The organism is Olsenella sp. Marseille-P4559, from assembly GCF_900605015.1.
Classification (GTDB): Bacteria; Actinomycetota; Coriobacteriia; order Coriobacteriales; family Atopobiaceae; genus Tractidigestivibacter.
On sequence record NZ_LR027573.1, the window covers coordinates 1,151,963 to 1,174,189 of the forward strand.

The following is a 22,227-nucleotide window of genomic DNA, read 5'->3' on the forward strand; positions in this document are numbered from 1 at the left end:
GAAAATGCCCGGGTGCCATGCGAGGGCTTGTGCACCGCCTGGCCGAAAACGAAGCCGGTGAAAACGGCCATCCCGTATCCGCTGGACGTGAAAAACACGACACCAATCGCCAAGGCCGTAAAAAGACGCGCTCCGTTTCGCCATGCGCGAATGTGGGCTCAATGGAACACAGGGCGTGGTTTCCAACACCTCAGAGTCTCCGGGTTTGGCGCAGGAACCCTCCGGCTCCGAGCCGTTGAAAACCACGCCGTCCTCTGCCCATTACAGTGAGAGACGGTCCCTAGGAGCCTCTACAGGCTTTGGGGCTTTCGACAATGCACTGCCTGCGGATTCCCCAGCCTCGCATATGGCCCCTGGAAGGGGCTGCTGGCCGACCTCCCCCGGACAGCCGTATGCCCCCGCCTCTCGCGAAGGCCCGGGGGGTGTCGCTGCCGGGGGATGGCGGCCTGTCCGGGAACGGCTGACGGCGATGTGCCGCACGGCATGCCGCGACGGCAGGGCAATGTGGATGTCGCCCCTCAGGCATGGTGGCCAGCCGGCCTAAGGGGAGGCTGCCACCATGGGACGCAGGCGGAGAGGCTGGTTCGGCCCGCACCGCCTCCATCTCGGGACGGATGCCGGGAGGCCATCCCGCTGGGCAGCGGGGCTGGATCCGGGCGGCCCCATCGGGGCCAGCCGCAGGCCGGACAGGCGCCAGGGGGGCGTCGACGCGCTGCCCGGCGGGGCGGGGGGGTCCCCGGCCGTCGCCGGCCGGAAGGACGACGTCGGCTCGCTCGTCGTGCGCAGGTGCCGCGCGAGGGGGGCCGGCGCCGGGTGCCCTCCAGGAAAGGCGATGAGGCACGCACGGGGGACGTTCCCCGGGACGGCGGAGGACGGCCGCATGGACGCCGAGGCGGCCGCGCAGGCGGGGATCGGGGTCGGGGCGGCCGTCGGGCCGGTCGCCGAGACGGACGGCCTGGGCGCCTCCGTCTCGCTGGCGTCCTCGCGGCTCGCCTACGCCACGAGGCGCGCCGCCATGGCACGCAACGGGCCCCATGCGGCGCCCCTCGAGCCCGACCCGGCCTCCGGGGCCGCAGCTCCGCTCCCGAGCCCATGGCGGCTCGCGGCGACGGCCGAGCATGGGGGGGCGAAGGGGCCCGCCGCTGCCGGCAGGGGGCGCCACTGCGCGCCGTGCGCGAGGCAGGGCGCGCCCGCGCGGGCAGGGGACGCATTCTGTGGGGGGCAGCCATGCGCTCGGCCTCCCCGGCCTTCCGTCCCGATGCGGAGGACATGCCTGCAAGGGGCCTTGCCGGGGAGGCCCCCGAGGCCGATCCCGGGGGGGCGGGGCCCTCCGCAGGGCCTGGGCGCCCGCCCCGGGACGACGAGGCCCACCGGTGCCCGCCCGCCATCCCGGGCATGGGCCCCAAGACAGCATCGGCGCCCGCCACGTCGATCGGCATGTCGCCCTCCCCCGGGGACGGCAGGCTCGCCGCATGCCGCGGCCTCGTGCCCGCGGGCCACGACTCAGGATCGTCCGTCAGGTCGCAGAGGGACGCCCGCGGAGGCAACAAGGCGCTCAAGAACCCCCTCGTATTCAGCTGCGACCCCCCCGTGGGGACGAAGAGGCGCTTCGGAAGGCACTGCGATGCCTGCGTGGCGCGGGGCATGGGGCACAACAAGGCGCTCAAGGCAGTGGCACGCAAGAGGCTGCGCGTCATCCATGCGGTGATGCGCGACCGGGTGCCATATGTGGAGCCGCCGGCGGACGTTGTAGGAAAGCCGCCTGCTACGGCTTGACAAAACTATAGGGACACCCCCCGCGATAAATCGGTCTCTCGAGTGGGCATGGGTGACACGAGTGGACATCCGAGGTCACGCGGAATACACCCTGTGACAGCACGTGACAACAGCCAGAACGCTTCATTTTGTAACACCACGGCCCGGATGTTGTGTCATCCTCGAGAGGACGTGGGAAAGAAATCGCAAGAGACGCCTTTGTACGTACATTTCATGTACTCCCAAAGGCTGGTTCAGGTCGCAAAGCTTCCTGAGACCATCCGCGAGGCTCTGCCCCGCACCCTGGCCGCGTGTGCACGTGGAAAACATAAACGTCACGAGAGTTGAAGCCCGAACAGGCGAGAGGAGAAGAGCTCATGGCATCGAGAACGAAGCGTCTTGAGATACGGGTGTCCCAAGATGAGCTGGATGCCATTTGCGAGCGGACAAAAAGAGCCGGCCTTCTGACCAGAGACGGGGAGCCCATCGTCTCCGATTATGTCCGCAGAAGTGCGCTCGGCCATGGCGCGGCAGCAAATCTGCGGCCCGTCTACGGGGCCCTGCACTGCATCGTCTCCGCAAGCGACGGCATCGAAGGCGAGCGGCGCGAGCAGATCCGCGCCGCCCTCGCAGAGGCGTTCGAGACGCTAGACGGGCTTAGCGACAGGACGCGGGTGTAGCCATGGCGATGCTCAAGGCCATAGGGCAAGGGCACACCAGGCCCGTCGAGCTTGCGGAGACCGGAGGCGCCTCCGGGCACAGGGGCTCCGCGAAGGACCTAGACGACTATCTCGCTTGGGAGCCGAAGCGCGAGCGTCGCAGCAAGCGCATCGAACGCTACCTTGAGAGCGGACACGACCATCCGGCCCGCTGCCTCGCCTTCAGCAAGACCGATGCTCTCCTCTACTCGGGAGAGCACGGCTGGGCAGAGGAGATGGACCGCACCCGCGAGCAGATGGAACTCACCAAGCGCGCGAACGCCCGCACCTACTACCACTACGTAATCTCCCCCGACCCGGCGGACCATGTGGGCGCGGAGGAGCTGCGCGACCTCGGGCTCGAGTGGATCGCCAAGTGCCTGCCCGGCACGCAGGCGGTGGTCTCCGTGCACGATGACAACGCGGGGCACATCATGCACGCGCACGTCGTCGCGAACGCGGTCTATCCCGCGACGGGCAGGCGCGTCCACATCACCGACCGCGAGGCGCAGAGGCAGGCACACGTCCTCCAGGAGCTCTGCTTGGAGCACGGCATGACGGCGATGCCCGACAAGATGGAGCAGGACCAGGCGTAACGCAGGTAGAGGTGGGCGCGCGAGAGCACAGCCGAGCAGAGGCTCGCCGCGCGCGGCAAGTCCTGGAAGCAGGACATCCGCAACGCCATCGACGCCTGCTGCAAGACGTCCGCGAGCTGGGGGAACTTCACGTACCGCATGGCGTGCATGGGCTACCGCGTGCGCGTCGGGCGCGGCGGCGAGGTCACCTACTACCACCCCAGAAGCTCGGGACACGATCTGCGCGTGCGTGGGATCCGCCTGGGCGACGCCTACACGAGAGAGGGCGTCACCGCGAGGTTCGAGGGCATCTCCGATGGCCGTGAGCTCGCCTCTGCCGCCGCGAAAGCGCGCATGAGGGCCGAGGAGCTCGCCGAGAACATGGAGGGCGCCAGACCACCCTCAAGCGCCTGAGCGAGACCTATGAAAAGGCACAGGGGGCTGCGCGCTTGCACGTAGAGGTACGAGACCTCCCTGTCGGCGCATGGCTGCCCGCGACGAGGCGCAAGCGCAACGAGCTCGAGCAGAATGCGGCACTCCTGGAGCATGATGTGGACGCCGTCCTCGCCATGCCCACTGTGCCCGAAGCCGTGTCATCGCTGCACCTGGACGGGAAGACACGCGAGGAGAAGCTCGAGGGCCTCGTGAGGCTCGCGCGCCATCAGGTCGACGGCGCGGAGAGGGCGAGCGAGGCGGAGCGCGTGAGGCTCGAGACCATCATCGACGCCGCGAAGACCGCACGGCGCAACGCGCACTCCCATAGGCGGGCGGGCGCACGACCGGGGCAAGGGCTGTTGAGACTCGCGCCGGGCGCCCAGATGCCGCGCGTGGAAGAGGCCTCACGGGCGCATGACGAAGTGGCGGAGGTACTCGTGGCCATCGCCTCCGCCCGCGCACGTCAAGAGGGAGCCGAGCAGCTCGCCTCGGTGGACGCCGCGATAGAGCGCATGAGCGCCACAGCGCACCAGGTGCGCCAGGACACCGCAAGAGTCACAGGCGTCTATAGCGAGGTTTCCGAGCAAGCGCCCTCGGCCGCCGACGTGAGGGAGAGCGTGCGTGCGGCACGTGCCGGTCTGAAGACACACAGCACAACGGCAACGGACGCGGCCAAACATAGAAGATGAGACCTCTGGCGATTCTTCTCTCTAGTGGATCGAGGGGCCTTCGAACATAGGCGCGCTGGATTGTCTAGGACTTTATATAAACGTATGACTGGGGCGCGCAGCGTACCCCATATTCCTTCAGCGGCTTGGGAGAGTCAAATTTCGCCACGTTTCCGATGCCAATGGCGTATGCCTTCTCACATCCTCTGAAATAGTTGAAAAAGCTCTTCTTCCCTATTCCGTCTGACCCATATGTGCTGTTCCATACCTCCTGAGGAGAGGCCTCGAGCGTCTTGCCAATCTGGGCCTCGGCAACGACCTTGCTAGTAGGACTCGTCTCATAGATGACAATCGTGTCCACATCAGAGCGGGCAAATATCCTTTTACGAAACTCGAAGGTCTTCTCACCGTTTAAGATCCTTTGCACGTACTCCGGTTTAATCGATAACATAACCTTCATTTGCTTCCCCTAATTTCAATAGCGTCTCAAATTGCGACTCATGTAAGCTCTCGCAGTTCAGCCTTTTGCCCGTTATCGCACCGCTTTCGAGGAGCCTTTTCCTAATTTGAATAGTCAACCCGAGTGCGGATAGAGACGGCCCGATCGGCCTGGCCGCCAGGCACGCCTGATGGTATGGTCGCATCGCCAAACACGAAGCCGCCAGCGGGCCCATCCGCCTTCGTGCTTGGCGACACCCTGGGCGGACGGGCCCGCTGGCGGACAGGATGAGTGACCATGCCGCGCCGCGGGAACCCCTGCGGCGCCATGGCGGAGGGGCTGTCGGTGTGTTCAGTCAAGTAAAAGTCGACACTTGGGGGTGGTACCGGAAATCCGTACCAAACGATGACGTCTGGAGGATGGCGTGTATTCCCCTGAACAGGGGAAAAGGGCGGTCGAGCCCTACATCAAGTACGGCCTCAAGGCCACGGCAACCATACGGGAGCTCGGATGTCCCAGCCGCGCACGGCTGGTGAGCTGGCACGGGGAGTGGCAGGAGAACGGAGGAAGGCTCGCGGACCGCAGCCTCGGGCAATGCACGCTGGAGCAGAAGGGGGCCGCGGCCAGGCACTGCCTCACCCATGGGAGGTGCAACGCCTCCGCCAGGCGCGGGCTTGGATACCCCAAGTGCACGGCGAGGCTCGCCGGGCGGATCGACGGGTACGCGCCCGGCGAGAGAAGGGCGACGCGGCCCGGGGTGTTCGACGCGTCCGAGAAGGCCGCTGCCGCCAGGGCCCCGGCATCTCGGGCATCGTCCGCCCAGGAGGTCGCCGACCTGGTAGGATGTACGAGATCCGCGCTCTGCAAGTGGAGGCGCGAGCTGCTTGAGGAGGAGCCCCCGATGTCCGAAGGCCGCCCCAGCAAGCCTGCGCGGACGCGGGGAAGGTCGCCTGCGACCCAGGCGGGCACCGCCGCCCTCGAGGCCAGGAAGGCCGAGCCCGAGGCCGAGCCCGAGGGGCCCGGGCTCAGGCGCGACATCACGGAGGGTGCCCTCGAGGCCCTGGGGAAGGGGGCGGGCGCCGACCCGGCAAGCGAGCCCGCGAACAGGGAGAAGACCCTGCTGATCGGGTCCCCGCGCCCCAAACGGGGGCCGTGCGAGCCTCCCTCGGCGCCCGGGATGGCCCGGCCAGGCTACCAGTGCCAGCAGGGGGCGCCCCGCGCCCCCGACGGGGGCGAAGGGGGCCCGCAGGAGGATCTCGGGGGTCCTCGACGCCAATGACGGCACCTGCGGAAGGCGCCGCATCCACGACGGGCCCGAGGCGGGGGGCGAGACCGTCGGGGGGCGCAGGATCGCCCGCACCATGGCCGGGGAGGGGCTCGAGGCCCGGGGCAGGACGAAGCCAAGGCGGCGCTGCAGCCCCTGCGCGGGCGAGGCCACGGAACATCCGGGCGACAAGGTCAGGCAGGACCTTGCGGCGGGGCTTCCCCGCTTCCTGTGGCCCGCGGACGTGACGCAGCTCTCGGTCCCCGCCGGCAAGCCCTGCCTCTCCCCTGTCCCGGACTGCTCCGGCGGCTCCATCGTGAGCTGGGCGACGTCGACCTCGCCGAGCGCCGAGATGGCCAACTCGACGCCGGAAGCAGCCATCAGGCTTACCAAGCCCGGTGAGAGGGCCCACCTCGTCGTCCGCAGCGACTGCGGATGCCACCACCGGTGGCCCGGGTGGATATCGATCTGCGAGGAGGCGGGAGTCATCCGCTCGATGTCGAGGAAGGGCAGCCCTCCCGACAACTCCCGCATGGGGGGCCTCTTCGGCACCATGAAGAACGGGATGTCCTGCGGGAGGGACTGGGAGGGCGTCAGCCTGGAGGGGCTCGGGAAGAGGATCGATGACTACATAGAGTGGCACGACACAAAGAGGATCAGGCGCTCGCTGGGCTCGATGGGCCCCTTGGCATACAGGCAAAGCCTAACCCTTGCAGCCTAGCGAGAACGGTACGGAAAAGCGGTACCACCCCCTTCCGTCGACTTCTACGTTAGCAAACACACTGTCGGCTGCCCAGTTCGCCGAGGCGGCCGACGCCTGGAGGCCTGCCCCCGGATGCCCCTGGTGCCACCACGGGCACAACTGCCACGGTTCGTCCGCCCCCTTAGGAAGGAGGCGCTGGGTGTGCGCCGGGTGCGGCAGGACCTATACGGCGCTTGCCGGCACGGTCTCCGAGGGGTCCAAGAGGGGTTCCCCGGCCTGGGCGCTTCTCGTCCGGCTCATGTGCTACGACGCCCAGCTCGACCCCGCTGCTAAAGGCATGCGGCATCTCCCACCAGGCCGCCTTCGAGTGGCGGCGCAGGGCGGTGTCCAAGCCCGGCGGCTACCAGGAGCGCGTGGCGCTGCGCGGCAAGTGCTGGACAGGCGAGATGCACATCGAGGGCCCGACCCTCAAGAACGCCGCCGGATGCCACGCGATGCGTAGGGCTGTCGCGCAACCTCATATGCGTCTCCGTGGCGATCGGCGTGCACGGGAACCCTGCTGCGGCCGTGTGCGGGCACGGCAGGCCGAGCGGGAAGGGGGTCAGGGCGGCGAGGGGGGCCAGCGTCGCATACAAGGCCGACACCGAGGATCCGGGCTATCTTGAAGGCATGAAGATGGTCAACAGCCTGTGCGCCTGGATGAGGCGCTTCGTGGAGGGCTGCGTGGGCATGAAGGTCTCGGGCCTCCAGGGGCATCTCAACTGGTATGCCTATCTCTTCCGGGTCAGGCAGGCTGACGAGAGACGGCCGAAGGCTGCAAGGGCCCTCCGCCATCTGATGCTCACCGAGGCGCATTGCCGCAGTCCAAGGAAGCGCAAGCATCCGCACTCTGGCTGACTATTCAAAAGTACTTTTAATGGGTCAAGTTCTGCTAGGGGGTCGGTAAAGACATGAGAGGGATGGTGTGACGCCTATATTGAAAACTCCCCCGCGATCTTCCGAGAACTGCTCTTTTAGGTACCTGTCACATCTTAACCTACCAATCGGAAATATCAGAAAGACAACTACAGAACCGCAAAAGACGGACCGGATGAGTTAGAGGTTGTGTGCAGAAACGAGTACATGTGTTCTGAACTGTGTGCGCGTAAGGAGAAAGCTCAGGGTAACAAGTACCCTGAGCTGCGATTACATGGTGCGCCCTGAGGGGGTCGAACCCTCGACCTTGGGATTAAAAGTCCCCTGCTCTACCAACTGAGCTAAGAGCGCACGCTCCACAGCCAAGGCGGCTGCAGCAGCGCAATTCTACCACGCCTATGGTGCGCAGCGGCGCATGCGTGATCCCTTTCGTGCCGACAGACGCAACCAGCGCATATAGCCCAAGCGCCTATCCCTATGGCCATTCATTGTATAGGCCGGCATCGCACGCATCGTTATGCGCCCTACTCCCACGGCCATTGGCCGTTGATGAAGACCGGGGTCTCGGTCCCGTCGACAGCAACGCCCCAAATGTTGAGGTCATCTGCCCCCACCATAAAGTCCACGTGCGTGTGGCTCTGGTTGACACCTGCCTCCATCAGCCGTTCCTTGTCCATAGCGAGGCCACCTTTCACGCACTCAGGGAACCCCATGCCCAACGCAAGATGACAGCTGGCATTCTCGTCGTACAGAGTGTCGTAGAAGAGAATCCCACTCTGACGGATGGGCGTGTTCTTAGAGACAAGCGCTACCTCGCCAAGGCGCACGGCGTTCTCGTCCGTCTCCAGGATGTGCTGGAGAACCTCCTTGCCAGCCTTGGCACCATAGTCCACCACAGCGCCGCCTTCGAAGCGCAGCCAAAAGTCGCGAATGGTCTGACCGTTGTGCACCAGCGGCAACGCAGAGTACACAATGCCGTCGGCGCGCATACGGTCAGGTGAGGTGAAGACCTCCTCGGTGGGGATGTTGGGGAAGAAGACCGTACCATCCTGCAGCTTTCCGGCGCCACCCTCCCAGATGTGTCCCTCGGCAAGCCCAACCGTCAACTTCGTGCCATTTGAGGACTCATAGCGCAGTGCCGAGAAGTGCTTGCGATTGAGCATGCGCTTCGTCTTCTCGAACGAGGCGTTGTGCGTCTCCCATGCGCTCTCGGGGTCGTCGCCCTCGGCGCGCGAGGTCTCAAGGATTGCAGCCCACAGGCGGTAGACCGCTTCGGCCTCGGAAAGCTCGGGAAAGACCTCGCAGGCCCACGCCTTCACGGGCACGCCGGCAATGCACCACGCGTTGCGACCAAAGTCCATACCATCGCGGAACGACTTGCACTGCTCGTTGCGAGCGCGCGACGCCGCAGCCGGTTTGGCGGGGTCAATGCCTTTGAGTGACGAGGGATCAGATCCCTCGAGAAAGAGAAATGCGGCACCGCCCTCTGCCAGCGAATTGAGCTGCTCTCGCTGCCACGAGGGAACCGTTTCGAACCAAAAGGTGGGGACGTTCTCGTATGTCAGCCGCGTGACCTGGTCGTCATGCCAGATAACCGTCACGTGCCCCGCACCCACGCGGTACGCCGCGCGAACGACCCTGCGCGCAAAGTCGGCGCGCTCGACGGGGACCGAGAGCACCAGCTCCTGCTCGGGGTGAATGGCAACGCCCTTCTTTACTATCAGGTTTGCATAGCGGTCAAGCTGCTCCGAGAGGGCCTCGGTTGCCAAGCGGCATTCTTCGTCCGTCATGGGAATGGCATTCATGGTAGTTCCTTCCGGGTCTGGCGCGTGAGCACCTGGGCAGCGGCACTTCTCTTCTCAAACAGTTCGTACCCATAGAAAGGGCCCCAAGGGGGGCCCGGGAATTCCTAGGGCAGGCAACGGGATTCGAACCCGCGGACGATGGCTTGGGAAGCCAATGTTCACACATTCCAGCCTCGTCGCCGACACCAATAAAACCCCAGTTAGACAGGCTATTTTTTTGGAGCCTTGCGGTGGACATTATACCCTTGGCTGACTTGTTGGTGGATTTCTCCATGATTTACGCCGACCCATCCAACCCGGCCTCTTCGGTGGCTGATCAACAACCTTTCTGGGTTTATCATGTGCGTTGGCGAAATCGCGCAGATGAATCGCTCACCGAGCAGTGGCGCTGTGATAGAGTCATTACGCTACGCGGGTGTAGTTCATCGGTAGAACCGGAGCTTCCCAAGCTTCTGAGGTGGGTTCGACTCCCATCACCCGCTCCACGCGAGCAAACGCGGTCTCCCCATGCGAGGAGGCCGCGTTTTTGGTAAGCTCTCACTGACCCTGCGGGGGTCCCGCCCAGTCCCACCAAGAGTATAAATGACCAGCTCAGGAGCCATTTGCCTTGCCACTTGGCGATGCCCGCGTATGCATACGCCAGAAGTTCAAGCATTGATACAGTATGCCGTGCCCGTTTCCATGCGACAAGGCATCGAGCCACAGACGGCTTCACCTCGCACGAAATGGACGGTCGAGGCCAACCGAGAACAGGCGGAGACACGAAGAGAGGCCCGAGACCTCCGCCTCTTCTTGTCAGGCCAAAGAAAATTCTCGCTACGAGTTTTGGTCGAGGCAACGTGTAATGCAGGCACCATATCTTCCCAGGTAGATTGAACTGCCTGTCAGGAAGTTGGCAGACGGGTGACGGCTCGCTGTCCGCGCAGCGTCAGAAATGTGCAGGCACTCCACTCTAGTTTTGTTCTCCCGCAATCGATCTGTCGACACATGAAGGAGGACGCATGAAGCCAGGACGACCAAGAAGAGCCAGAGGGGAAGCAAGGTATGGCCACCTGCGACGTGACGCGCCACAGGCAAGGCTCATTGGAGGAGACAAGCTGCGAGGTGGACCGCACGTAGGACCGGGCCACGCTGGGAGGCGCTCGCTGTGGCGGGGCATCGTTGCCATCGTGATGGCAGCCGTACTCGTGATGGGACAGCTGTTCGGAGGAGGGCTCGGCCTGGGTGCAGGCGGACTCGCCCTAGCCCAATCTCCGGCCTCGGGCAATACAAACATTGCGTATCTGCATAACCCCGATGGGAGCAGATACATCAGCGACGTTGTTGGCGTCACCCGCCAGCAGGTGGTAGACGAACTCACAGCTCACGAGGGCGATGATTACTACCTGGGAACTCCCTACAAGGGCGTCAACGATACGGGCAGCAAGCCGCGCCCAAGAGGAGACTCGGGAGGCTACTCCCCCGGCATGCAGTGCAACGGTTTTGTCGCATATGTCCTCGACAAGGTAGGGGGCTCCCCATACGAGACCTTCGTGAACACCGATGGTCACAAAGGCAACTGGACTTCGCTGCTTAACTGGTTTGCCGTCTGCGAGCACAATGACGTAATCTCCTACACCTTCGACTCCAAGGAGGAGATGCTGGCCTCGGGCCTGCTCCAGAAGGGTGACATCGTCTGTGCCGTCCCATATACTTCTGTGTTTCAGGCAGGAACGGATGCCTACGGCAATACAGCAGACGATCATGTGGGCTTTTTCTGGGGTAGCTCCTCAGGCGATGATCTCTTCTGGCACTCCGCACAGAGACCTAATGGCCTGAGTTCCGGCGACACGCTTATCGGCGGCAACCAGATATCTGGAATCACCCCCAAGTGCTTCCCATCCTGCTGGGTCCTCTTCCCGCTGGGTCCACCCAACGGCCAGGCAGAGCTCTACAAACAGTCGGCGAACAAGGAGATGGCGCAGGGCAGTGCTAGCTACTCGCTTGCAGGCGCCTGCTACGGACTCTATTCGGACGAAGCGTGCACGCAGCTGGTGCAGACGGCCAACACCGATGCCAACGGGCACGCTGTCTTCACCGGCGTCCCCACAGGGGATTACTACGTCCGTGAGGTATACCCCTCGCAGGGCTACCTGCTAGACGAGGGAATCTACAGGGTCAGCGTAAGCTCTGGCACCACCTCACAGGTGGAGGGAAGCCCCGTCGAAGAGGTTCCCGCAACTGCTCCTGCGGGGGCAATCGTCCAGAAGCTCGATGCGGCAACAGGAGGCATTGCCCAAGGAAACGCCTCGCTCTCTGGGGCGCAGTTCACCGTACGCTACTACGGGAATGTCACGGGAGACACCTCCGGCACACCACTCCGCACCTGGGTCTTTGCAACGGACGCGAATGGCGTAGCAACTTACAGCGACTCGCAGCTGGTCTCGGGAGACGCGCTCTTCTCAAACACCCAGGGCGATGCAATCTTCCCGCTTGGCACCTATGGAATCCAAGAGACCAAGGCCCCCGAGGGATACGAGCTCACAGACTCCTCCCTGCATGTAGCCACGGTCACGCTTGAAGGCGGCCTAGCCACCTGGAAGACGCTTGATGGGTGGAACAGCACCAGCGCCGTGAAAGACGTGATGGGGCGCGGTGTCGATGACCAGGTAATTCTCGGCTCGATACGCGTTAACAAGATTGACCACCAGCTCAAAGAGGGTATCGCACAGGGTGATGCCACGCTGGCGGGCGCCCGATTCCAAGTGCGCAACGTGTCCGATCACGCCGTCTACATCGATGGAGCCACTCATGGCGTGGGAGAGGTCATCGACGGCTTCGAGTTGGTGACTGACGAGTCCGGCACGGCAACAAGCGAGAAGATCCTTCCCTATGGTACTTACGAGCTGCGCGAGATCGCGGCACCAGAAGGCTATGAGCTCAACTCCGAGTGGGTGGGCGTTGCCGTTGTGAGCGACTCCGATGAGCCCGCAAGTGCCGGCACGGTGGACGAGAACATCGAGACACCGCCAACGCCACCGCTCACAAAGGTGGATGTCAGCCTTGGTTCAGAAGGCCCCCAAGGGGACGCCACCTTCGAGGGGGCCGAGGTGAGCATCACCAACGCGTCCGTGGGGCCCGTCATGTATGGCGAGAAGACCTTCGGGCCGGGCGAGGCGGTCTGCACGCTCACGGCCAACGCTGAGGGCACATTCCCCAGCGTCGAGCTTCCGTACGGCACCTATGTCCTAAAGGAGACCAAAACGCCCAAGGGCTACATTCTCAACGATGGCTGGACCAAGACGATTGTGCTTCACGCCAACGGCCAGACCCGAATAGAGCTGCCTGATACGCCCATATCCGGCGGCGTTGCTGTCGACAAGATTGACCACGAGCTCTCAAGCGCCAGCCCCCAAGGGGACGCCTCGCTCGAGGGAGCGCACTTCCAAATCACGAACGAGTCCGCACATCCCGTGGTTATAGCCGGCGAGAGATACGAGCCCGGAGAGGCCATTACGGGCATTGACCTTGTGACGGATGTCCACGGCCACGCAACCACAACGTCTCACCAGCTGCCTTACGGACGCTATTCCATACGTGAGGTCTCTGCCCCATCAGGCTACCTACTCAACACAGACTGGCAGGCCGAGGTAACCATCGGCGAGGATGGGACGGTGGTCTCCGCCCAAGCACCCGTGGATGACCATGTTGTCCGCGGTGGTGTCTGCATTGGCAAGGTTGACAGAGAAACGCTAGGGCATGCACCACTTGGCTCGGCAACGCTTGCAGGGGCAACGTTTACGGTAACGAATGTGTCTGCCCGGCCCGTCCTGGTTGACGGGACAACAGTCAATCCCGGAGAGGTTGCCCTCACGCTGACGGCAGACGAGAGCGGCATAGCATCCACCGGCGCAGATTCCCTCCCATATGGTACCTACACAGTCCGCGAGTCATCTGCTCCCCAGGGGTATCTCTTGGACAGCGAGGCCGTACTTTGGTCTGTCACATTCCAGGTTGTCGACAGCGGTTCCATCATCGACCTCTCACAAGCAGATAAGGCCGTGCACGACCAGGTAGGGCGTACCGACATCCGCTTTGTGAAACGTGATGAGAGAACACAGGAACCCATGGCAAACGTTGCATTTCTCATCACCAGCGCCACCACGGGCGAGCAACATGTTATCGCAACGGATGAGAACGGCATCTTTGACTCATCCGTCTATGCCTCCGAGCAACGCACGAATGCGAACGATGCCGCGCTGAGTGACAACCTGCCTCAGCCAGCAGTGGACTCCTCCAAGCTCGATTCCGAGAGCGGCGTCTGGTTTGGCGGTTCTGCCGAAGCCAACCAAGAACCCATCAAGGGCCTTGCGGCACTCCCGTACGACCGCTATCAGGTCCAGGAGCTGAGGTGCGACGCCAACCAAGGCCGAGCCCTTATCTCGTTTGAACTTACCACCGAGTTCCCTGAGCCTCGCCACAACGAGGTTCTGGACCTTGGCACCATTGACAACCGGGAAGAGCGTGGGCCGTCCATCCAGACAACAGCAACAGACGAGAAAACCGGAACGCATGAGGGTTCAACGCAAGACACCACCGGCATCGTTGACGTTGTTGCCTATGAGGGGTTGGTTCCCGGCAGCGACTACGAGCTCAAGGGCACGCTCGTAGACGCGGAGGGCGGCGAGCCAATCTGTGACTCCAATGGCGAGGCCATTACCGCGACGCAGCAGTTTATCCCAACCCAGGCTGATGGCTTCATAGCCATGCCATTCGAGACCGATGGCTCCGTTTTCGTGGGCAGGAAGGTCATTGTCTTCGAATCCCTCTGTCGCGGTGGTCAGGAGGTCGCAACCCACAAGGACCTTTCCGCGGCAAGCCAGATGGTCAGTTACAGACATGACGAGCCACTCGCGGAAGAAGGTCGTTTTGATCGAAGTGGCACGCCGGGCACCGGCGACGCAACGACGCAGACTGCTATGGGAGTCTGTGCGGCACTTGGTTGTGTTGGACTAATCCTTGGGCTTTGGCACAGGGAGATTGCGTAAGGCTCGTCCCAACGCACCAACAGCAGAAAGAGGGGGCTGACAATGGCCGGCCCCCTCGGGACTACAAGCGCAATGTTTTGCTCTGCGGAGGACTACGAGCGGCGAATCATCTCGGTGACAAGCTCGGCAACCGAAGCGGCCTGATCCCCATCAACGTTCTCCGGAACATCCTGCTCGGTACGAGAGAGCGCGGGAAGCCCATTGTCCCCTAGGCCCATAACCGTTACTGCGCGTACGGAAGCACGCATGGCGACAGAGGCGTCCGTATCGACCCAGTCGAACGCCTGTGTCTTCAGGTCCATGTTGAGGTCGGATGCCGTACCAGAGAGAAGCCTGAGGAGCCTTCTGTCCGCACGGCGCGTGGGCTCGAACCCCTCGTGAGTCAGAAGCGAGAGGTCGCCCGCACCCACGCAGTCGAGGTTCACAAGGAAGGCACCACGAATGGCGGAACGGTGCTCGGTCAGGAAGGAGCGCATCCCCGCATGGTCAAGGTCGGAGGCACCGAGGGCAACAAACCAGATGTCGTGGCAAACGAGCTCGTCGTCACCCATGTGGAGCACGGCCGCGCGGAGGTCGTCCTCGGTAGGAACGTCAGCGGAATCAACATCGGGTCCCACCTGCTGTCCCTCAGAATAGTCGGCTGGATTCACGGACTCGCCGGGCGCAATGTTTGCAGGGGTATCGGTGAGAGGCTCTCCGGCCACAGGCGCGCCCTCGTACGAGGCGTCCACGGGTTCGGTAGGCGCGTCCTGGACCAGACGCAGGCCGCTTCTGGTGGTAGCCCCACCCTTCCAGGAACCGGAGTCCGTGTCCTCATCCCAGTTCTCGGGATCATCCCTCAGCCAGTTGCTCTCGCGCGTCGCCTGACCGCGGGAACGCCTAGCATCACCCTTTTTCATGCGGTTAAAGAAGCTGAAGTGGTGCTTCTCGGGCTCACGCTCTGGCTCGGCCTCAGGCGTCGCAAAGTCATCTGTGCCGATTACGCCCAAGCTGTCCTGTCGCTCGTTGGCAACGTCTTGCATCGGCGCTGCCTCAGAGGGGGCGGGAGTGATCACAGGCACATCTGTATCGTCCATGCCGCCACGAATGCGCTGGGCATTCCTGGCGTCTGCGTCACTCAGGAGATTACCCATGCTCCTTCTGGATGGCGTAGCCGCGGGGTGAGAGGGAGCAAGCTGGGTGGCGTCGGGGTCAGCCGCAAGGGGGTCTGTTGCCTGAGACGGGTCCGGAAGATCGAAAAGCGCCGCACGACGCGCCACATCGGACACCTGTGGCTTGAAGTCCGACTTGCCCCAGTTGGGATCATCGGGCTTCTCTGGGCGCTTCCGCGGTGTTGGAGTCGTCGGCTTTGTAGAGTCGAGGTCATCATCGGGCGTGGCGGTGAGGCCAGAGTCGTCCTTCTCGCCAACACCATGACTCTCGAAGCGACTGAACATGCTCGCAAGCCTCTTGCGATCAAAGAAGCGCGGCTTTGCGGGGACGGTGGCATCAGGGTCAACCGCCACAGGCTCCTCTGTAGTCACGTCGGCATCAGCCGAAGGAGCGGACGCGGCATCCGTCGCTGTGGCTAGGGCGGCGTCCTTCGCACGCGCGGGTACGGGTTTGGGCAGCCCCTCAGTCGAGTCACCAGCACTTGCCTCGGCCTCTGCATCAATTCGCACGCCAACGTTAGACGGATTGCCCGGAAGCTCGCTCGTCTCGTCGGCATCGATGGAAGAGGCCCTCATGTTCTTGGAAGAGTCGACATACTCGATCTTGCAGTCGGCGGAAAGGATGCCAAGGGCGGCAATCGCGTCCTTGCCATGGCGAACGCCAACGACTTCCTCGGGCTGCGGTGCCGGCGCGGGAGCCGGAGCAGGCTCCTCCTCAGCCTGGGCCCCTTCACGCTCGTCGTGCTGCTGCCCTCTCTCAATGGCCCGCCGAGAGATGGGCTTCTTGCCGGAGGGTCGCACGTTGTCGAGGATGCCGAGAAGCGCCGCGACCGAAGACTTGTTGTCGTTGGAGCCCAACGAGCAGCGCGAGAACTTCTGGTAGATTCCGTCGGCGCCAAGCGCAGCAAGGGGGATGGCGAGAAGAATGCCAGCTACCCATAGGATCGAGCGGAACGGCGACGGCAAGAAGGTGGCCATTTGGAGCAGCGCGCAAAGGGCCACAGCAGGAACCAGCCACTTGAGTGCCTTGCGGCACATGGGAACATAGCGAGAGACTGGGCTGCCGTACAGGAAGCTGTCGTGGGGGGAGTCATAGTGGGCAACCACAACGATAGGCCTGTTGCCCTTGGCGACAAGCTCACCCGTTGCGTGGTGCACAGCCACAACGTTCTGGCTGCGGGCGGCAGGGCCAAGCTTGGAGAGGAAGCCGCCACCAATGCCGAGCACCTCAAGGACAAGCAGGACGGCGGGAACAAGCGCCAGGGCCACGCCGAGACCAGAGATTCCCGTACCCGAGAGCACAACGCCTACAAACATGAGCACGAGAAGGACGCACCTCACAGGGCGGCCGAGGCCGGGTGCGTCAAACTCTTCAACGCTCACGTCCACATCATGCTGTCGCATGAGGTCGGCGATGGTCTGGGCGGCCTGGAGCTCTTCCTGGCTGTTAGCCGGAGAGATGCCAATCTGGTCCTCCAGGTAGTCCATATAGTCATGTGTCATGGCCATACTGTACGCCCTCCGCTGGTCACGCGACCTACAGGGCCGCGAGAATGCGCATATACCTTGACGAGTATACGTCTTGGAGGGCCCAAATATCACCCCGGACCTCGCTGGGCGGCCTTTTGCACGCTAATCCCCCCACAACGAACGCATATGCAAGGCCGTTTTCTGCAATACGCTATTCCCGCCAGTCTCTTCACGCACCAGCCACCCCCGGCCTCGCCCGTTCGGCTATTGTCTAGACTCTTCACGCACCAGCCACCCCCGGCCTCGCCCGTTCGGCTATTGTCTAGACCAAGCGGCGCGCAGCCCGCAATATGGATCGCGGAACCTGCAGGCAGCTACCGCGATGAGACGCGAGGGAGCCAGGTTGGAAGAGAAAAACGACTTTGCGGAACTCTCGAGGGATGACGAGAAGGCCAGAAGGATCGCTTCGCTCGCCCTTGCCTTCATGAGCTCGGACACCATAAGCGACGAGACCATCCGGCGCTCATTCTATCCAGACTTGGAGAAGACGAGCTCGTACCGCACGGCATTCCGTCGCGACCGGGTCGCGCTCGCCGAGTGTGGCATCGTGGTCGCTCGCGTGGATGGTGCAGAAACACTTTGGCATGTGGACAGCACATCGTTTGTCGAGAGCACCGAGCTCTCGGAGGAGGACGCCGTGGCGTTAGACGTCGCCTGTCTCCCGCTTGTCGATGACCCAGACTTCCCCTACGGCGCCGATCTCCGCATCGCCCTCTCCAAAATCGACACGTCCTTCGACTACCCGGCTTCGGTCTCGCTGCCCGTCGAGAAGAGACTGCCAAGCCGCCAGCTCACGACCCTGCGAGAATGCAGCCTTTCAGGACACGCAGCCCGCATCGACTACAGGCGTGCGGATGGGAAGACTGTTCAGCGAATGGTAGCCCCTTATGGCCTCTTTGGGATGCGCGGGCACCTGTACATGGTTGCGGCATCCGTTGATGAGGCGGCCCAGGTTATCGATGGCTCAACGCGCACCTACCGTATCGACAGGGTTCGGCGCGCGACGGAGGATCCTTCGGTACCCTTCGTGGTTCCGGAGGACTTTGACGTTCGGGACTGGCGAAAGCTCCCCTTCCAGCTTGGGGCGATGTCGTGCGAAGCCGTATTCACCGTGCCGAAGCAGGCGGTGGCAGAGTTCTCGCAGGCTGCTCGGGGCAAAGGCACGTTCGAGTGCGTCGCGGACACGCGCGGCATCGTAACATGGCGCGTTGAGGTGAGCAGCGTCGGGGATGCAGCGTCATGGGCGATAGCGGAGGACGTCACGCCGCTCTCGCCACCAGAGCTTGTCTCGGCCTGGCGCTCGAAGCTTGAGGAGGTTGCACATGGCTAACCGCAGGCAGGGGGCCGGCCGCAAGGGAGGCTTGCAGGAGGCCCGAGAGCTGGTGGCCATCATATCCTCTCTGGATGGCACCGGAGACAGCCTGGACGTCGCAGCCATTGCCGGCCGTTTGGGCATAAGCGAGCAGGACGCCCGTCATCGCATGGAGCTCATTCTCTCTGCAAGTAGTGAGGGAGCAGCGGTGCTTCCCCTCTCGATGGACGATGCCAACAAGCGTCTCATCCTCGAAGGCGGGTCCGGGAGCCATGCAAGGAGGCTCCGTCTCACCAGGTCGGAGACCGTCGCGGTTCAGGCAGCCCTCAACCAGATGGGCATCCCTGCAGATGCGCCGCTACGCCAGAAGGTAGCCGCCTCCCTCGCGCCTTCAGACCCCGATGACGCTCTCGTTGTCCATACCCCTGACACGAACGCAAACGTCCCCAAAGCCTCAGGTTCCATGTGCGTGGCAGAGGCCATTCTCCTGTGCTCAAAGGCAATAGCCCAGCTCGGCATGCTCGACTTCTCATACCAGGGCACAGCTGACAAGGAACCCCGTCGCCGCCACGTTGACCCCCGTGGTCTTCGCAACACCGATTTTACCTGGTACCTTGATGCCTATGATCCCTCCCGCCAAGGCGACCGCCTCTTCCGCCTGGACCGCATGGCAGACATACACATTGTCCCTGCCGAGGAGGTTTCTCCCGAGCCGCAAGAGAGCAGTAGCGCCCGTATGGTGCGTCTTGCCTTTCGCGATAGACACTACCTCGACCTTCTCGCCTGGCCTGGTCTGCGCATCGACCGAGACGAAGGTTCCGTCATCCACGCGCGGATTCCCTACTACGGCGGAGAATGGCTGCCCCGACGCGTCGCCGCGTGCGCGGGAACGGTAACAACGAGCGATGGCGAGGTAAACACCCTCGTCATCGCCTATGCACGTCGCAAGCTAAACGAACCGTAGCCACCGTCTCTTACTCGTGCGAGGCTCGCCACGTCTCGATATAGCGCCACACGTTCTGGGTTTCGAGCATGACCACGGTCTTAGAGGGCAGCGAGTCCGTGAAGGTACGGCCATAACGCTTCTGCGCTACACGCGAGTCCGCCAGGACTAGCACGCCGCGGTCGCTCGATGTGCGAATGAGCCGCCCTGCCGCCTGCTTCACCGAGATGACCGCCTCGGGCAGCGAGTGACGCCACCACGCGCGCTCCTCACGCAGGTCGCGCTCGCGCACGATTGGGTCATTGGGGCTCGCGAACGGCAGTTTGGGAATCACAACGCACCTCAGCGTGTCACCGGAAGCGTCAAACCCCTCCCAGAACGAGCGCAGGGCGAGCAGTGATGTGCGCTTCTCGGCCATGAACTGCTGCCGCAGGCGTCGCGGAGAAGAGCCGCGCTCCTGGCACACCAACGCAAGGCCATCCTTGGTAAGACGTGGTCCGAGCTCTGCATACATGCGCTCCATATCGCGTCTGTTCGTGAATAGCGTGAGCACCGAGCCGTCCATCGAACGATGCACGTCGTACAGGAGCTCAGCAAGCGCGTCGAGGTAACCGCCCTCATTTGGAGCCGGCATATCCTTGGTCACGATGACCGACATGCTCTTATCATAATCAAAGCTTGAATCAAGTTGCACGTCTTTGTGCGTGGGCGCAGGCAGGCGGTCAAGCCCTACGGCATGGTCAAAGTGCGAGAATTCCTTCTTTACTGCCATGGTCGCCGAGGTGAACACCACGCTCTTCATCTCGGGCAGCCAGTCCTGCGCGAGGTCCGCACCCACATCGAGCTTCTCGGCGAGCAGCCTCTCGGCACCAATGCGTCGCTTCGAGCGATAGAGCTCCGCGGAATACACGTACGTCTGGTCTTCTCCACCCAAAATGAGCCGCAGGCTCTCCAACAGCTCGGAGAGGAACCGGCCAGACTCCGTAAGATCGGCCGCAAGCTGCGGCGCAACCTCAGCCAGCTTTTCTTCCGCCTCACACAGGTGCTTTACGGCCTCGTCCAAATGGCCCACAGCAGCAGAACCGGCCTCGGCAACAGCACCCCACTGCGAGGTCTCACGAACCTTCTCGTCAATCCAGAGGGTCACCATGTCGTAGCCGCCCTCGCCCCTAGCGAGCGCCCCCAGGTCGTGCAGAGCCATAAAGAGGTCGGCCGTCGATACAGCCGCACGCGAGACGGACGCTGAGGCCTTGGTGAGAAGCCCCTGGATAAGCGTCTCCCCATCAATCCTTGACGCAGAGATGGACGTCATGACCATGTGGAGCGTGCCGCTCTTGGTGCCCCCCAACAGCTCGAACGCCGTACGTGCCTCATCTCCCGAGACCTCGTGCGCCCACTGGCGGCGCGCCTCTCCCTCAAAGGAGTGGGCCTCGTCAATCACCCAGTGACGAACGGGTGGCAGAATCTTGCCCTCTGTGGCAACGCTTCGAAGCAGCAACGAGTGATTGGTCACCACCACGTCGCCACTCGCGGCGCGCCTGCGTGCGCCATGTACTAGGCATTCGTTGGGAAAGTAGGGACAGCGTGTGCGAAGACACTCGCCCGGCGTAGTGGTAAGCATCTGACGCGGCACGTAGCGCCAGCGAATTCCAAGCGCATCCAGGTCTCCGTCAGGCGACTGGCACGAGAAGGCGTACACCACGGCAATGGCGGTGAGCATATCTGCGGCAATCGCGTTGTCGGAGCGACCATCGTTGCGAGCAAGCTCAATGGGGAGGTCCTCGACGGCAGCACGGTCAAGTCTGTGCAGGCACGGATAGTGCTCGTAGCCCTTCAGACTGTGAAACGTAAGGCCCTTTGGCAGCGCACGAGAAAGCGCGGGCAGCTCGTGAGAGACGAGCTGGTCGGTAAGCGCGTTGGTCTTGGTGGCGATGCCCACGGTCACATTGTTGCGCTGAGCAAAGAGGACCTCGGGAAGCAGATAGGCTATGGACTTACCGACACCCGTGCCTGCCTCTATAGTGCGGTGGGTCGAGGTGGCAAGAGCGTCTCGCACCTCGAGCGCCATGGCAAGCTGCTCGGGTCGGGTCTCGTAGTTCTCGTACATGCGGCCAACCATGCCTCCCGGAGAGAATTCCTCCTGGATGACCTCTGGTGCGGAGGCGACAAGTACCTCGTCGCTCTCGGCAGCGTCAGCCCGGGGGTGCGCTTCTGTGCGAGAGACAAGTCCATGGCGAAGTGCCTTGAGCGAGAAGGGTGCCGGACCCTGCTCGGCAGCAAGGTGCGCGATGACAGGCCTGAACGGCCAGTCCACCTCGGGGTGCATCTCCGAGAGGTGTCCCAGAAGCCCTGACGGCAGATCGGAGAGGCCGAGAAGGATGATTCGCCACATACCACAGAGCGCGTCGACATCGTCTCCAGCCCTATGGGTGACGGAGTCGCAGCCAAAGGCCTCCGCCATGTCCAGGAGGCGGTGCGACGAAAGGCGTGGAAGGGCTATGCGCGAGAGGGAAAGCGTGTCGACCCAGGTGTCCGACACCTCGGCACCACCGCGTACCCTTTCGATAAACGTACGGTCAAAGGTCGCATTATGTGCCAGCACGGGAGCACCGCCGACAAAGTCTGCCAGCGCGCTCACCGCCTCTTCAGGGGTGGGGGCACCCGCCACGTCAATGTCACGAATCCCCGTGAGCCGCTGAATCTCTGGCGGGATGGGCCTTTTGGGGTCAACAAAGGTCTCAAAGCGCTCGGTGGCCTCGCGGCCGGAAAGCCGCGCGGCCGATATCTCGATAAGTTCGCAATCCTTGAACGAGAGTCCCGTCGTCTCGGTATCAAGCACCACGACATCCTCTTCAAGCAGGCCAAACTCGTAGGTGCATGCCCGCTCTGCAAGGCTCAGGTAGTTGGCGCGTATATCCTCGGGCGTTCCAGGGAGAAGCAGCCGCTCGAGGGCGGCTGCTGTCTCTTCCGTGCTCTCTTCGCACCCGCCATTGGTGGCAAGGGCCAT

At 63.1% G+C, this 22,227-nt stretch carries 16 protein-coding genes and 2 tRNA genes; 12 read left to right on the top strand and 6 right to left on the bottom strand.

Features of this window, described 5'->3' with window-relative positions; all coding sequences use genetic code 11:
- Positions 1 to 1,227: 1,227 nt before the first annotated feature.
- From E0E00_RS05395 to E0E00_RS05415, 5 genes are all read left to right on the top strand, one after another.
- Entirely contained in the window at positions 1,228 to 1,776 is a 549-nt protein-coding gene (locus tag E0E00_RS05395; protein ID WP_130811476.1) for a transposase, read from the top strand.
- Positions 1,777 to 2,132: 356 nt separating this feature from the next.
- Positions 2,133 to 2,435 carry a hypothetical protein gene (locus E0E00_RS05400; RefSeq protein ID WP_130811477.1) on the top strand — a complete coding sequence of 101 codons (303 nt, stop codon included), beginning with the start codon at positions 2,133 to 2,135 and terminating at the stop codon, positions 2,433 to 2,435.
- Between the two features lie 2 nt (positions 2,436 to 2,437).
- The gene (locus E0E00_RS05405) at positions 2,438 to 3,049 is read left to right on the top strand and encodes a relaxase/mobilization nuclease domain-containing protein (RefSeq protein ID WP_130811478.1); all 612 of its coding nucleotides are present in this window, start codon (positions 2,438 to 2,440) and stop codon (positions 3,047 to 3,049) included.
- Between the two features lie 138 nt (positions 3,050 to 3,187).
- A complete protein-coding gene (locus E0E00_RS05410; RefSeq protein WP_130811479.1) occupies positions 3,188 to 3,442 on the top strand; it encodes a hypothetical protein in 255 nt (84 codons plus the stop codon).
- Positions 3,443 to 3,477: 35 nt separating this feature from the next.
- A complete protein-coding gene (locus tag E0E00_RS05415) occupies positions 3,478 to 4,152 on the top strand; it encodes a hypothetical protein (protein ID WP_130811480.1) in 675 nt (224 codons plus the stop codon).
- A gap of 64 nt (positions 4,153 to 4,216) precedes the next feature.
- Here the strand turns inward: E0E00_RS05415 and E0E00_RS05420 are convergent, their stop codons facing one another.
- Positions 4,217 to 4,591: an ASCH domain-containing protein gene (locus E0E00_RS05420; RefSeq protein WP_130811481.1), complete on the bottom strand. Its 375-nt coding sequence runs from the start codon at positions 4,589 to 4,591 to the stop codon at positions 4,217 to 4,219.
- A 403-nt stretch (positions 4,592 to 4,994) separates the two neighbouring features.
- Between E0E00_RS05420 and E0E00_RS05425 the strand changes: the two genes are divergently transcribed.
- Positions 4,995 to 5,849 carry a hypothetical protein gene (locus tag E0E00_RS05425; protein WP_130811482.1) on the top strand — a complete coding sequence of 285 codons (855 nt, stop codon included), beginning with the start codon at positions 4,995 to 4,997 and terminating at the stop codon, positions 5,847 to 5,849.
- 82 nt (positions 5,850 to 5,931) lie between these two features.
- Positions 5,932 to 6,555, top strand: a complete 624-nt coding sequence (locus tag E0E00_RS05430) for an IS3 family transposase (RefSeq protein ID WP_130811483.1) — start codon at positions 5,932 to 5,934, stop codon at positions 6,553 to 6,555.
- Between the two features lie 311 nt (positions 6,556 to 6,866).
- On the opposite strand, the gene E0E00_RS05435 is transcribed toward E0E00_RS05430, so the two are convergent.
- Positions 6,867 to 7,058 (bottom strand): hypothetical protein, encoded by a 192-nt coding sequence (locus E0E00_RS05435; protein WP_130811484.1) that lies wholly within the window; start codon positions 7,056 to 7,058, stop codon positions 6,867 to 6,869.
- 22 nt (positions 7,059 to 7,080) lie between these two features.
- Here E0E00_RS05435 and E0E00_RS05440 point away from each other — a divergent pair, with 22 nt between their 5' ends.
- The gene (locus E0E00_RS05440; RefSeq protein ID WP_130811485.1) at positions 7,081 to 7,434 is read left to right on the top strand and encodes a hypothetical protein; all 354 of its coding nucleotides are present in this window, start codon (positions 7,081 to 7,083) and stop codon (positions 7,432 to 7,434) included.
- 293 nt (positions 7,435 to 7,727) lie between these two features.
- On the opposite strand, the gene E0E00_RS05445 is transcribed toward E0E00_RS05440, so the two are convergent.
- Positions 7,728 to 7,803, bottom strand: a tRNA-Lys gene (locus E0E00_RS05445).
- 173 nt (positions 7,804 to 7,976) lie between these two features.
- Positions 7,977 to 9,257 (bottom strand): aminopeptidase, encoded by a 1,281-nt coding sequence (locus E0E00_RS05450; RefSeq protein ID WP_130811486.1) that lies wholly within the window; start codon positions 9,255 to 9,257, stop codon positions 7,977 to 7,979.
- A 411-nt stretch (positions 9,258 to 9,668) separates the two neighbouring features.
- On the opposite strand from E0E00_RS05450, the gene E0E00_RS05455 reads away from it, so the two are divergent.
- Both E0E00_RS05455 and E0E00_RS05460 read left to right on the top strand, forming a co-directional pair.
- Positions 9,669 to 9,742: transfer RNA gene (locus E0E00_RS05455), tRNA-Gly, on the top strand.
- Between the two features lie 516 nt (positions 9,743 to 10,258).
- Positions 10,259 to 14,284 carry a SpaA isopeptide-forming pilin-related protein gene (locus tag E0E00_RS05460; protein WP_130811487.1) on the top strand — a complete coding sequence of 1,342 codons (4,026 nt, stop codon included), beginning with the start codon at positions 10,259 to 10,261 and terminating at the stop codon, positions 14,282 to 14,284.
- Between the two features lie 92 nt (positions 14,285 to 14,376).
- Here the strand turns inward: E0E00_RS05460 and E0E00_RS05465 are convergent, their stop codons facing one another.
- On the bottom strand, positions 14,377 to 16,944 hold the full coding sequence (locus E0E00_RS05465) for a hypothetical protein (RefSeq protein ID WP_130811488.1): 2,568 nt from the start codon (positions 16,942 to 16,944) through the stop codon (positions 14,377 to 14,379).
- Positions 16,945 to 17,308: 364 nt separating this feature from the next.
- Between E0E00_RS05465 and E0E00_RS05470 the strand changes: the two genes are divergently transcribed.
- Entirely contained in the window at positions 17,309 to 18,295 is a 987-nt protein-coding gene (locus E0E00_RS05470; protein WP_165443564.1) for a YafY family protein, read from the top strand.
- On the top strand, positions 18,288 to 19,241 hold the full coding sequence (locus tag E0E00_RS05475; RefSeq protein ID WP_130811490.1) for a WYL domain-containing protein: 954 nt from the start codon (positions 18,288 to 18,290) through the stop codon (positions 19,239 to 19,241). The genes E0E00_RS05470 and E0E00_RS05475 overlap by 8 nt, the downstream gene beginning before the upstream one ends.
- A gap of 10 nt (positions 19,242 to 19,251) precedes the next feature.
- On the opposite strand, the gene E0E00_RS05480 is transcribed toward E0E00_RS05475, so the two are convergent.
- Complete coding sequence (locus tag E0E00_RS05480; protein WP_130811491.1) at positions 19,252 to 22,227, bottom strand: helicase C-terminal domain-containing protein; 2,976 nt, start codon at positions 22,225 to 22,227, stop codon at positions 19,252 to 19,254.